At 38.3% G+C, this 13,031-nt stretch carries 14 protein-coding genes; 10 read left to right on the top strand and 4 right to left on the bottom strand.

What is annotated here, in order from left to right; translation table 11 throughout:
* Nucleotides 1-308 precede the first annotated feature (308 nt).
* Nucleotides 309-629, top strand: a complete 321-nt coding sequence (locus RBU59_RS13245) for a MazG-like protein (RefSeq protein ID WP_308148333.1) — start codon at nucleotides 309-311, stop codon at nucleotides 627-629.
* 71 nt (nucleotides 630-700) lie between these two features.
* Here RBU59_RS13245 and RBU59_RS13240 read toward each other — a convergent pair whose 3' ends face one another.
* Nucleotides 701-1,315, bottom strand: a complete 615-nt coding sequence (locus tag RBU59_RS13240; protein WP_308148332.1) for a LysE family translocator — start codon at nucleotides 1,313-1,315, stop codon at nucleotides 701-703.
* Nucleotides 1,316-1,431: 116 nt separating this feature from the next.
* Here RBU59_RS13240 and pdxR point away from each other — a divergent pair, with 116 nt between their 5' ends.
* The 9 genes from pdxR (at nucleotide 1,432) to RBU59_RS13195 (ending at nucleotide 10,319) form a co-directional block, all read left to right on the top strand.
* Nucleotides 1,432-2,859, top strand: coding sequence for a MocR-like pyridoxine biosynthesis transcription factor PdxR (pdxR, locus tag RBU59_RS13235; protein ID WP_308148331.1), 1,428 nt, complete (start codon nucleotides 1,432-1,434; stop codon nucleotides 2,857-2,859).
* A gap of 82 nt (nucleotides 2,860-2,941) precedes the next feature.
* Nucleotides 2,942-3,259, top strand: a complete 318-nt coding sequence (locus RBU59_RS13230; RefSeq protein ID WP_308148330.1) for a TIGR04076 family protein — start codon at nucleotides 2,942-2,944, stop codon at nucleotides 3,257-3,259.
* A gap of 420 nt (nucleotides 3,260-3,679) precedes the next feature.
* Nucleotides 3,680-4,507, top strand: a complete 828-nt coding sequence (locus tag RBU59_RS13225) for a helix-turn-helix domain-containing protein (protein ID WP_308148329.1) — start codon at nucleotides 3,680-3,682, stop codon at nucleotides 4,505-4,507.
* Nucleotides 4,508-4,983: 476 nt separating this feature from the next.
* Entirely contained in the window at nucleotides 4,984-5,691 is a 708-nt protein-coding gene (locus RBU59_RS13220; protein WP_308148328.1) for a lantibiotic protection ABC transporter ATP-binding subunit, read from the top strand.
* Nucleotides 5,685-6,443: a lantibiotic immunity ABC transporter MutE/EpiE family permease subunit gene (locus RBU59_RS13215; RefSeq protein ID WP_308148327.1), complete on the top strand. Its 759-nt coding sequence runs from the start codon at nucleotides 5,685-5,687 to the stop codon at nucleotides 6,441-6,443. The genes RBU59_RS13220 and RBU59_RS13215 overlap by 7 nt, the downstream gene beginning before the upstream one ends.
* Nucleotides 6,443-7,174, top strand: a complete 732-nt coding sequence (locus RBU59_RS13210) for a lantibiotic immunity ABC transporter MutG family permease subunit (RefSeq protein ID WP_308148326.1) — start codon at nucleotides 6,443-6,445, stop codon at nucleotides 7,172-7,174. The genes RBU59_RS13215 and RBU59_RS13210 overlap by 1 nt, the downstream gene beginning before the upstream one ends.
* Before the next feature lie 72 nt (nucleotides 7,175-7,246).
* On the top strand, nucleotides 7,247-7,921 hold the full coding sequence (locus tag RBU59_RS13205; RefSeq protein WP_308148325.1) for a response regulator transcription factor: 675 nt from the start codon (nucleotides 7,247-7,249) through the stop codon (nucleotides 7,919-7,921).
* Entirely contained in the window at nucleotides 7,897-9,276 is a 1,380-nt protein-coding gene (locus RBU59_RS13200; RefSeq protein WP_308148324.1) for a sensor histidine kinase, read from the top strand. The genes RBU59_RS13205 and RBU59_RS13200 overlap by 25 nt, the downstream gene beginning before the upstream one ends.
* Nucleotides 9,277-9,707: 431 nt before the next feature.
* Nucleotides 9,708-10,319 (top strand): methyltransferase domain-containing protein, encoded by a 612-nt coding sequence (locus tag RBU59_RS13195; RefSeq protein WP_308148323.1) that lies wholly within the window; start codon nucleotides 9,708-9,710, stop codon nucleotides 10,317-10,319.
* Between the two features lie 196 nt (nucleotides 10,320-10,515).
* Here RBU59_RS13195 and RBU59_RS13190 read toward each other — a convergent pair whose 3' ends face one another.
* The 3 genes from RBU59_RS13190 to RBU59_RS13180 form a co-directional block, all read right to left on the bottom strand.
* Nucleotides 10,516-11,211: a transglutaminase-like domain-containing protein gene (locus tag RBU59_RS13190; RefSeq protein ID WP_308148322.1), complete on the bottom strand. Its 696-nt coding sequence runs from the start codon at nucleotides 11,209-11,211 to the stop codon at nucleotides 10,516-10,518.
* Between the two features lie 117 nt (nucleotides 11,212-11,328).
* The gene (locus RBU59_RS13185) at nucleotides 11,329-11,901 is read right to left on the bottom strand and encodes a TetR/AcrR family transcriptional regulator (RefSeq protein WP_308148321.1); all 573 of its coding nucleotides are present in this window, start codon (nucleotides 11,899-11,901) and stop codon (nucleotides 11,329-11,331) included.
* Nucleotides 11,902-11,913: 12 nt separating this feature from the next.
* The gene (locus RBU59_RS13180; protein ID WP_308148320.1) at nucleotides 11,914-12,831 is read right to left on the bottom strand and encodes a ketopantoate reductase family protein; all 918 of its coding nucleotides are present in this window, start codon (nucleotides 12,829-12,831) and stop codon (nucleotides 11,914-11,916) included.
* Nucleotides 12,832-13,031 lie beyond the last annotated feature (200 nt).

The raw sequence follows: 13,031 nt of genomic DNA, 5'->3' as shown, positions 1-13,031 counted from the left end.
AAGTTGATAAGGTATTGTATGAGTAAGCAACGAGGTTAAGAAGGCTGAAGTCACAGTAACGGAAAGAAAAGGAAATAAGTTGTTCTTCAGCAGATGATTATACTGACTGTGAATATTCAAAGTCGATAAGGGCAGTAATTACTTATAATATGACATAATGTTGTCGTATTATAAATGTTATACTAGTGATTACTAGATTAGTAAAAAGGTGTACAAAATAATAAATAAAAGACAATTGCCAATGGTTATATGGGAATTGTCTTTTAGGTTAATTTTATCAATTTATAATTCACAGGAGACTTAAAAATATGAATAATATGGATTTTAGCAAGATAATTGAACGTTCCATTGCTATAAGAAAAAGTTATCATAAATTGGAAGAGCAGCACCACGGAAAAAAGTGGTCGGTTGAAGAAGATGCCCTTGCTTTTCTAACGGATGCCGGACTGGTTGGCCGTTTAACAATGTCCCAGCAAGGGCGTTGGCCAAAAGGTAACGATACGATATCTGAATTGGAGCATAAGATAAGCGAATGTATATGGTGGTTGGTTATTTTGGGAGAGCGCATGGATATTGATATTAATAAATCATTGGATGAATTTTTAACGAAGCTTGAGAAACAGTTGTAGGCCCTCCCTATTCCCCGAATTATCTCAAGGCAGCTGAAAGCTATATTGTTGGACTTGCATAACAGATCTTTTCAATTTAAAGAAAATCCCAGTTGAATTGCAAAAAAAACAAAGATCAATCCAAAGCACTTTTGCAGGATATTGGTTATATACGGTGACTTTTCAATGAGTTTTTTTACACTGCCTGCCAGAATCCCATAGCCGATAAAAACAATAAGAGTCAATAACATAAAGGATAGACCAAGCATAAGACATTGTGAAATATAGTTTTTATTACTGGAACTGATATATTGTGGCAAAAAGGAAAAGAAAAAAATTGTGAGCTTTGGATTCAGAAGATTAATCAAAATGCCTTGCCGTACATTTGCTAGGGCTTTTAAATCACCTTGTGAATTTTTTAAATTTAATTTTGACTTTGATACTATCATTCCAATGCCGAGATACAATAGGTAAAGCGCTCCCGCAATTTTCACTATATTATATACCCGGCTGCTCATCTGGAGTATTAAGGAGGATAGGGTTATGCTCAGGCATAAATGAGGTATGATTCCAGCAGTACAGCCGAGGGCAGCAAATATGCTGGCCTTTTTTCCTTTTGTAATACCGGTTGAAATTGTGTAAATAACTCCTGTACCGGGTATTAAAACAATAATAAGTGAAGAGATAAAAAACGATAATGTATTCATATAGGTCTCCTTGTGTGTGAAAATTTTATATGCTAAAATATATCGCATACGAATGGTTCTGATAAGCTCCAGTTATATAAAATAATGATAGAACCACTTTGAATGGAGGAGAGGTAATGATACATATTAATCTCAACAGAGAAGATAAGCTGTCGTTATCACGGCAAATTTATCGCTCGGTCAAAGAAAGTATATTAAGTGGGAAAATTGCTGCGGGCACGAAACTTCCCTCCTCTCGGGAGTTGTCCCGTGAGTTGCATGTGGCACGGAACGTTGTGATAGAGGGTTACGAACAGCTGATAGCAGAAGGTTACGTTTATCCTAAAAAAGGTTCCGGGACTTATATCAGCGAGGGGGTTGTTCTGTCCGGCTCAGAGCATAAAACCTGTATACCGCAAAAGCCTGCAGGACCGGCTAAACCAGCAGTGTTAATTTCTTTTCGTACGGGTATACCGGATCTGGCACTTATTCCGATGAAAAAATGGGCTCAGCTTTATCATAAAATTGCACTTGATTTAGAACCGAATCAAATGGATTATCAGAATACCTTTGGGAATGATTCTCTCAGAGTAATCTTGGCTCAGTATTTGAATCGTGCAAGAGGGACGAATATAGCCCCTGAGAATATCCTTGTTACAAATGGTGCGGCGCAATCCTTTAATCTGCTGTGTCAGCTTATTTCTCAGAACGAATATGCTCTGGTGGAAAACCCACTAAGTTATGGTCTTCTTCATACTCTTGAGAGCAATGGAGTAACTATGCGGAAAGTCCGGCAGGATAAGGAAGGAATGGTCACGGCAGAACTTCCGGCCGAGCCGCCGAAGCTTATATTCACCACGCCTAGTCACCAGTTTCCGATGGGATCTATTTTGACTGCTTCAAGAAGAATCGAACTGATTCAGTATGCCAAACGCAATCATATATATATAGTTGAAGATGATTATGACAGTGAATTTCGTTATGACGGCAATCCGATTGAGTCCATGCAATATCTGGCACCGGACAGAGTTATCTACGTCGGTACATTTTCCAAAACACTAATGCCCGCCTTTCGTATCGGTTATATGGTATTGCCTGACGAATTGTGCGAGAGGATGCGCGAGGCAAAGTTTGTGTCCGATATTCATTCGCCTGTATTAGAGCAATTAACGCTTGCACAGTTTATTGAAAGCGGTTCGTTTGAACTGCATATACGTAAGATGCAGAAAATTTATCACAAAAAACGTAACCACCTGATTCGTTGTCTGAAACAAAGCTTCGGAGATCAGGTTTCCATTATCGGAGCCGCTGCCGGACTGCATTTTGTCTGTTCATTTTCTAACGTTAAATTTGACTTGAATTTGCTCTGCCAAATACATCAGGCAGGGATAGAAATCGATTCAATCGATAAGCACTTACTACCATCTTCAATCAATGCAGAGTATGACAATATGCTTATCTTCGGGTACGGAAATACACCACTTGAGAAAATGGAAGCCGGTATAGAGCTGCTTGCAGAGCTGGTGTATGGTAAAAGCAATACAGATAGATATGGATTAGTTTAATCTAATATAGGATTCGCAGTTTATCAAAACAAAATAACTTATGTATAGCAATTAATGAATTATCAAAAAGAGGAGAAATAAGATGAAAAAGGTAAAAATAGTTGTTATCAGAAAAGAATTCTATCCTGAATTTGCTGACAGTTATTTGACTGAGGGCAGAGAAGTCGGCCCTTGTCCGCTTATGAATGTTGGTGATGAATTTCTATATGAGGGTGGTGCTGAAATGCCAAAAGACTTATGCCCATGGGCTTGGATTGATATTTACCGAGGTGTAAATGCCCTTTCAGCCGGAGCTACCTATTCCCCTTGGAATAATCAGAATGGAATGCAGATTCTTTGCTGTACTGATGGCATCCGTCCGGTTATATTCAAATTAGCAGCAGTTGAGGAAGAACTATAACCTTGAAAACACAAGATATTTCCTCAGCCGGATAGAAACTGGACGTGGGTTTCGAAATAAATAACAGCATAATTAACAAACTCAGGGATATTGTTAAATTAACAATATCCCTTTATTAGGATTCCTATATAATTAAGAGTCCCTAATAAATGGGCATAAAATATAAGAAATATGGAGCGTGGATATAACGGAGATACTATTCACACTAATGCCCATGTCCTCCCGGTATAAATTCTGAAGAATAGCGCCTTATGCTATTCTTTTAATGGCTCGCATGTACTTGGCGAGACTATTCACACTACCACTATTCTATATCCGGTTGAAAAAAACTAAACGGTTATGTTATTGAGCTCTTACACAGCAGTGATATAATGAAATTGTAAAAGAGCTCTTTACAATTAGCATAAGGAGGAAATACAGATGGTTTCAATTGGTGATAAGATCAGGTATTTGAGAAAACAAAAAAATGTTACGCAGGAAAACCTGGCAGAGATATTACATATATCGTTCCAGGCGGTAAGTAAGTGGGAAAATGGAATGTCACAGCCGGATATAGCTATGATACCGGTTATTGCTAATTATTTCGGAGTAACAATTGACGAATTATTTGGTTACAAATTAAATGCAATGACATATAAAGAACGTTTTATCCAGTTTATGGTTAACAATGGGGCTTTAAAGCTCGAACCGACTCATTATGAATTAGAAAAAACTCCCAAGTTTTCCATAGATACGGAGAGATTTGACACGAATGCACAGATTTCCAAGATAGGAAGTTTTTTTGCCGATTGTATTCGTGAAAATAATATTGAATTTGATACTTTGCTTGGATTGGCCTATCATGGAATCGCATTTTCAGGGGCTGCCAGTGCTGCGTTATTTGAGAAGTATGGAATAACGGTTAATTATTGTTACGACAGGCAGATTCCGGACAGCAAAGGCCGTATTATATGCGGTCATACGCTAAAAGACGGCGAACGGTTAGTTATTATTGACGATTTGATTTTTTCCGGCAGTACCTTAATAGAGAGAATCGAACGTTTAAAAGAATATGCAGAGATTAAGATAACAGCAATAATAGTAATCACGGATTTTATGACTACCAAGGAAAACGATATCATAACGGGGGCACAAAGAATCGAGGAAAAATACGGTGCAAAAGTTTACTCAATAATCACTAAGGACGATATTGTAAGGGCTGTAAATAATGATATTATTGCAGGATGGGATTATTTAATTAATGAATAAGGAATGAATTAGTATGTGGTCAATGGGTTACTGTTCACAGGTAACAAACGCGACGTGTTTTTTGTGAATGCGTTATCACAAAAAACCGGAGAATTGCAGTGCCAAAACGCTGCATCTGCGTTTTGTGTGCATCGCGAAGCGTGTTATTACTCACGGAATTGCTGCTTTTGCAGGGGAGTGAACAGTAACGTCAATGGGGCTGTCCCGCGAAATGTGTACACAGCCCCACTTGTACTCATAAAATATGCGAATTATAATGGGAATATTGGAGGAATATTATGAGCTTTATAACTTTGAAAGAGGCAAGCGAGGATTGGATGTGACCTCACGATGGATAAATTTTTGAGTAAGTATCCGCTTCTTTATAAAATCTTTAAAAATTGCTGTTACCATAGCAGTAACAAATTAAAAGGAGGTACAGCCTTATGGAAAGGACACTGTACAAACCGGCTGCTGTAGGTGAAGTGGAGAAAGTTATGAATGAGTACATAATAAAAACCAATGATGTTTCTAAAAAATTTAAAAAGGAATATGCAATAAAAGATTTATCTTTGTCTGTAAGAAAAAATTCTGTGTACGGTTTATTAGGACCTAATGGTGCCGGCAAATCAACATTATTAAAAATGATTACAGGAATTATCAGACCAACTTCAGGTGAAATAGTATTTAACAATCATCCTTGGACCAGGAAAGATTTATTAAATATTGGTTCATTAATTGAATCACCTCCACTATATGAGAATTTAACTGCATTTGAAAATTTAAAAGTGAGAGCGACGCTTATGGGGATTGGGGCAAATAGATGTAATGAAGTTTTACGAAAAATGGACTTAATGTATGTTAGAGACAAAAAGACATCCGAATTTTCGTTGGGAATGAAACAGAGATTAGGGATAGCCTTAGCACTGCTAAATAACCCTGAATTATTAGTCTTAGATGAACCTACAAACGGGTTAGACCCTTTTGGTATTGAAGAATTGAGGAAAATGATTGCAATCTTTGTAAAGTCTGGAATTTCTATAATTATATCAAGCCATATTTTAAGCGAAGTACAACAAGTTGCCGATGACATAGGAATCTTATACAATGGATCGCTCCTGTATCAAGATAAAATTGATGCAAATGAAAATCTGGAACAATTGTTTATGGATATCATCAGAAAGGAGCGTGCATCCGGATGCTAATAACATATCTTAAAGCAGAAAACTTGAAATATAAGCGCTCCCTATTTAGAAAACTCATTATAGTTATTCCATTAGTTTTAATTTTAATAGCTATGATATTTTTATATATTGGTATTGGTTTAGGCGGTTTTTCAAGCTCTATCGTGTGTAATTGGAGTATGCCTATTGCTTCTTTGACCATTGTGCTTTTATGTCATTTAGTTAATAATAAGGATCAAAAACATAAATACCGGACTCTTTATAGTTTGCCTATCGACCTGAAGAAGACATTTATTTCAAAAATAATTTTGACTGCACTTAATCTTTTGATCATATCATTATTGCTTTCGTTTATCACTGTTATCACGGAATGTATATCGTCAGGTGTTTCAGGTGCAATTGGTCATTCCGGATATTATATTTTTGGATACTGCTTATTGTGGTTCTCTTTCTTATGGCAGATTCCTTTCTGTTTGTTTTTAGATCAAAAGATAGGATTTGTTGGGTCTGTGATTATAAATTTATTTGCCAGTGCCATAGGTATTTTGTTTTTTTCTTTGACACCTTTATTCTGGTTCTTCCCATATAGCTGGCCAGGGAGGTTTATGGTTACATTATTTGGAGTTCTGCCAAACGGATTATTGGCCGAAGCAAATTCAAGATTGATTTTAAGTTTAGGAGAAAGTTTGTTGCTGAGCTTGGTATCCTTGCTTACGATGTTAGTTCTTTTAGTTTTGTTTTCGCGGTGGTACAAAAGGCAGGTGTATCGCTGATGACTATTATAAGGGAGTTTCTTTCTAACTTTACCAAAATCAAACGTACTCCGATTATTTTATTGCATTTGTTACCGCCCATAGTGGTCACAACTTTATTTTTAGTTTATTACGCTAACGGAGGATACCATATTATTTCTGATGTGCGGTGGTTTTTTGTTATATTACAAATATGTTATCCTATTTTTGTTAGTATTGTTGTGCCAATTTTAATTCATTTGGACAAGAATATAAACGGTATCCAAAATGCGCTGGGTTTAGTGGAGTCACGAAGAAGCGTATATCTGGGAAAATTGTTTTTTTTGCTGTTCCTTTCAGCTATAAGTATGATATTATATGAACTGTGTTTCTATGTTGGAGTCAATTTGTTTCTGGATATGAGCATAACATGTTTTGGTACATATCTTGTTCTATTTGTTATATTTTTAGTTAACAACTTATTTTTATATTTATTACACATACCGATTGCTTTTCGGTTTGGCTCAGGTATTTCGGTTTTGTTAGGGATAGCCGGTACAATATTAGCAGGTTACTACGAAAATGCAATTGGTGATAAAATCTGGCCGATCATTCCATGGGAATGGGGAGTCCGGTTTTTGGAGAATTATTATCACTTTTCAAATACACCTATTATTCCCGGAATTATTTCTTTGATTATGATTACTTCGATTGTTTTGGTTTTATCAATCCTATGGTTTAACAGATGGGAGGGGAAAGCCATACAAGAGTAAAACAAGGAGGAAAATCCTCTGCTCCTGATGAGCAGTCGCATTTTTCCTTTGGAAAAACAAGGAGGATTGACTATGCCGAAAGTGTTAGTGGTGGATGATGATTTTGATATGCTGACCCTGGTGCGCACGGCCCTGAGAAAGGACGGCCACCAGGTAGACACGGAAGCAGACGCAGCTAAAGTGACGCCTGCACGGTGCCGGATGTACGATCTTCTTCTGCTCGATGTGATGATGCCCGGCGAGGATGGCTTTTCCCTTTGCAGGCGTATCCGTGCAGAGGTGGATTGCCCTATTCTGTTCTTAACCGCCAGGGCGGAAGACGCGGCACTTGTACAGGGGTTTGGTCTGGGTGCCGATGATTATATAAAGAAACCATTCAGTGTTGCAGAGCTTCGTGCACGGGTAAATGCCCATCTGCGTAGAGAGGTGCGCCAGCCGGCCCGCACCTTAAGCCGAGGCGGCGTGCGATTTGATATGCAGGCAAAAGAGGTAGTTGCCGGCGAACACACACTGCCCTTTACGAAGGGTGAATACGAGATCTGTGAGCACCTGGCCCTGCATGCGGGACAGGTGTTTACGAAAGAACAATTATACGAAGCGGTTTTCGGCTTTGACGCCGAGGGCGATTCATCGGTCATTGCGGAGCACATCAAAAATATCCGCGCCAAGTTAAAATCCGACGGTCTCAGCCCTATAGAAACCGTTTGGGGGGTGGGATACAAATGGCGAAAAGACAAAACTCTGTAAGTCTTTCTTTTGTGCTGTTACGCTTTGCCATAGTTATGTCCGGCTGTATGCTGTTATGCTGCATGGTATGGTCTTCTGTCCTGGTGCGGCTTCAAAACACCGGTGTTGCTTACCGGGGAGCCGTCCCCAACCAACAGGTGGAACAAATGCTGGCCGGAGAGCCAAAAACCTTTGTTACTCCTGGTGACGATTTTCTGGCCGAGTACGCTTTGTTTGACCAGAATGGCGAAGTGTTGGAAAGCAACGTAGAGGGAAAGAAGCTAAAAGTCCTTGCCGGGTTTCTACAGGAGGACGTCTACAGCATAGATGTTTCGCGGCATACTTACGCGGATGGAAGCACCGCAATCTTTCACTGGCAATACAGGGCAGAGTTTACCAATCCTGTGCTGCGCCGCATGCTGCCCCCTTTTGAATATCTATGGCTGGCTACACTTGGTGCGGCTTTGGTGCTTTGTCTGCTGTTTAATACCCTGTGGCTCCGTCGGCGCCTCGCCGCTAAGCTAAAGCTGTTTGGTGAGGTGAGCGAGAGGGTAGGCGCACAGGAGCTGGATTTCACAATTCCACACGCGGGTATACGGGAGTATGACCAGGTCCTTGGTGCAATGGAGCATATGCGGGAGGCATTATACAGTTCCCTGTCCTCCCAGTGGGCGGTACAACAAGAACGTGAGGCGGAAATAGCAGCACTCGCGCATGATTTAAAGACCCCGCTCACCCTGGTGGGAGGCAATGCCGAACTTCTGCTGGAGGAAGAACTGCCTGAGAGCAGCCGCAAAATGGTGGAAACAATTATGGCAAGCAACGACCGGGCCAAGCAGTATGTTGCCTGCCTGCTGGAAACCTCCGCCGGTGGGGATGAGGCATTCGAACAAACCAGTCTGTCAGCCATGTTTGATGAGCTTTACCAGAGCACAAAGACCATTGCAGAAGCCAAGAGGGTTTGCCTGCATATTAAGAACGGACTGGAGGGTGCTGTGAGCGTTCAGAAAGATCATTTACAACGTGCCCTATGTAATGTGGTGCAGAATGCCATCGAGCATACACCGGCGGGCGGAAATGTGTATTTGGTAGGCAGCATGGTAGATGGCGGCTGGCAAATCACGGTATGTGATGAGGGCCCCGGGTTTAGCAAAGCGGCATTACGCCATGCGACAGAGTATCTATGGCGTGGTGATGCGGCGCGCGGCACCAATGGACACAATGGCCTTGGACTCTGGTTTGCAGCACAGATCGCAAAAACCCATGCAGGACAATTAGAGCTTAGCAACCGCGATTCTGGCGGTGTGGTTACAATCAGATTCTTCTATGCTGCCGGTGGTTATCCGGAGCACCAAAGCTGCCCGGATAATGAATGAAACTAAAAATGATTTGCCCGACAAAATCCTCAAAAACTATTTTGTATGAACCTATGCCCGTCCTCATTTATCAAATTAAATTAGGGATTTGTCGGGCGAATCTTAAGTTACTGTTCACAGCCTATATACGCGACGTGTTTTTTGTGAGTGCATTTCACAAAAAACCGGAGAATTGTAGCGCCAAAATGCTGCTCTTGCGTTTTGTGTGCATCGGGAAGCGTGTTATTGTTCAGACCGGTGCTGCATTTGCAATGGTCTGAACAGTAACAATCTTAATATTATTACAGGTATAAATGGAATAAAAAGGTAGAGATAATCTTATTATGGTGTTATAATAGGGACAGTGATTCACGGTAGGCAGCAATAACAAGATATAATACTTTCGTAACAAAGTGGCAATCAGGATTTATATGAATATGGAGAGGACGATAATGAAGATACCGTTTTGGGAAGAAACATACAAGGTGGATGATATTTTTACTTTTGGTTCGGAACCTAATAATACTATAATGGAATTTGAAAATCTTATTAATAAATCGGGTAATATTCTTGATGTTGGCTGTGGTGACGGAAAGAATTCTTTATATCTTGCGAAACGAGGATTTATTCATATCGATGCATTTGATTTGTCGCAAAACGCAATTAATAAATTGCAGATATTGGCTCATAAAGAGGATATCAATATAAATGCTTGGGTAGATGATTTGTGTTTCTTTGACTTTAAGAAAACATATGATTTAATTTATTCGTTCGGGACACTACATTTTGTTAACAAGGATAATTGGCATAAATTTATAGTAAAAGCAAAAGAAAATACCGCAATTGGCGGTTTTCATATAATGCAGCTATTTACCGATAAAGTTCCGGCTTCACCTGATATTGCACCATTTGCCGTTGGTCTGGCTTCTGAGGAAGAAATAAAGGAATTGTATCATGATTGGAATATTATTAAATTTGAATCTTATGTATTTGAAGAGGAACACCCTGGTGTTCCAATACATCTACATGCATCAAATAAAATTGTTGCCCAACGAATGAAATGACCATGATAGAACAACAACTTAAAAATTATCCATATATAGGGTTATGACATAGAGGCTTTTCCTTACGATAAAGTATATACTTAATCGTAATAAGACGTTCAGGGGGTGCGGTGAAGAGCGTAGCTGGCAAGTCTCGTCAAAAAAGCTGCCAACATAATAAATATAATATTTCTTGAATTGTACACATAACCGGAAACTAAGCACGAATTTTTTTTACGTTGCGATTCATAAGTTTACGACCGATATTCCGATAAAACCATATTTTGAGTGGCGACAACCGCTGCTGATATTTCTCAAAGAATTCATCCGGCGAATAGAATATCCCGAAATCACAGTTGATACCTTCTTTTTGAATGTAAGTATCATTGACATTCCACTCTACCTGTGGATTGTGAAAGTTATCGGTAGCGACACCATATCCGCAGAAACTGCTTTGAGTATTAGGAAACTTTTTTTGAAGCTTTTTCAAATACTCGTTATCTAGAATGAAGCCCTCCAGGTTATACCAATTCCCATTATATTGTATTTCGACCCAACTGTGAATGATACTTTGTGGAGCAAGCTTATAGATTAACCCAGTCATAGCACCCTTTTGCAATTTTTTGTCAATCGTAAAACCATGAATTCGGCAGGGTATACCAACTGCCCTCAAAAGTGCCATAAATAACGTTCCTTTTGTGTTGCACTGCCCATAACCGTCTTTTAACACCATAGAGGCGGGAATCGTATCATCTATGCTATATCCAAATGCGATATCATTTCGAACAAAATCATAAATGTTTTTAATTTTTTGGAATTCGTCGTCATTGACCCATTGATTTTTCTCGATTAAACTTTGTATTGTTTTATTACTGAAATTTAACATTTTAGTTTCTTGCAAGTATTTATTCATGCTGTAATCTCCTCTTTTTTATTTGTCTAAGCTTGAGCTACTATTGTAAGAACAGGTAAAAACAAATTGGACACATCTTTATTTTAGCAGTTTTCAGTCAGGCATGCTTACATTATATTATTTAGTAAATTTGTCAAATATAATTTGTAATTCTTCAAGGAGTGCTTCCGGTGAAATGTCAGCACCGGTAATTCCAAATATTGCAAACACAATGCTATTTGCTCTGGCTTTGGTATCATGGATACTAAAAATACCTTCTTTACAACCATTATCTAACAGCTTTTTAAGAGGTTCACACAGTTGATAAAACGTCTGAATTCTAATCTGATCAAGAAGAAACCGAAATTTCTCATAATCTCTCTGGTAACTTATCAATTGCGGTTTGACATTTGAAAATTGCTCTGAACATAGTTCCATAACTTTGCATAGTCGTTCATTTACAGAGATATTCTGATTTTCTATGAGCTTCGTAAGGGATGGTACAAAAGGATCATCATCATTGTTCAGAACTGCTTCTATTAATTTTTCCTTACTATTATAATAGTGAAGAATTGTCCCCCTTACCACTCCTACTTCTGCCGCAATATCATCAATCGTCGTTCCAGAGTATCCTTTTTTTAAAAATATTTTTTGAGCCGCCTGTACTATTTGCTCTTCTCTTTTTTTTGTATCATTTATGCGTTTGGTCATAGATTCTCCTGACTATTTATAGGGTATGTATTTTTCAAGGAAATCTGCATGGGGTGTTTCTACCATTTTATTCGATATCAATTCCCGGAATTCACTATTTAATTTTATCATCTCATTCTTACCATTTTTTGCATGATCGCATACACATAAGTCTCCCAGTGCCGTATAACAACATAATTTTAAAAACATATAACACTTAATTTTTTTCGAGGTAACAAATTGGTAGTCACTCTTTGACAACACCTCATAACCAAGTTGTATTAATGCATCATAATATTCCCTTACTGAATCTATAATTTCATACAAAATAGTCTTATTATTCTTGATTTTCCTATAATTATACTCTGTATAATATGCTGTATAAACAAACGGAAGAATAAATGCCACATGACTTTTCAGCCAATCATCCATTTTGTTTTGAATGGTAAGTCTCATCTTTGTCCCCTGAAAAATGCTCTTTATCCATTCATCACTTTCATGAGAATTGTCTGTCCTTCCAATCGTCATTTCATTTAAATAAAAAGAATCAACGTACTTTTTGTTCCTTTTCCCACCTGCGCTAAAGAATCCAAACAATACATTTTTCTCTTTCAATAGATCTATATACCCTTTTGCATTGATATTGTTTCCTATAAATACAATGTTTTTACTTAAGTTCTGGTTCAAAATTGAAATAATACTATCCAGTTGTGTATATTGCAAGGCAACAAAGATCACGTCATAGATATCCTGATCTGTCAAAGAATTAATTACTGGTATTTTATCATTTGTATTTCTGATCCTAAATTTATGTCTGATGGTCACACCATTTTGTTTTATATCCTCATACCAGCTTCCTCTTGCAAGAAGCGTCACATTCTTTTGGGATTTATAGAGTAAATGCGCTAAATTACATCCTAATACTCCTGCACCATAAACAAGTATTTTCATAATGATATCCCTTCCTTTCGCCTGCTCAAGGCACAAAACATAGTGAAAAGTTTGTCTATAAAAGCGCAAACAAGTGTGGATTTGAGCAATCAATCTTAACTTTGTATACATATTCAATTTTTGAAGCCACCGAAAGATGGTTTACTATGCATTAACGTGAATGGATAACCTCTACTATTCTTTATCATTCTTGCATGCCT

This window comes from Anaerocolumna sp. MB42-C2 (assembly GCF_030913705.1).
Taxonomy (GTDB): Bacteria; Bacillota; Clostridia; order Lachnospirales; family Lachnospiraceae; genus Anaerocolumna.
Note: the sequence above shows the minus strand (reverse complement) of the source record. Positions and strands in the feature narration are given on the sequence as shown.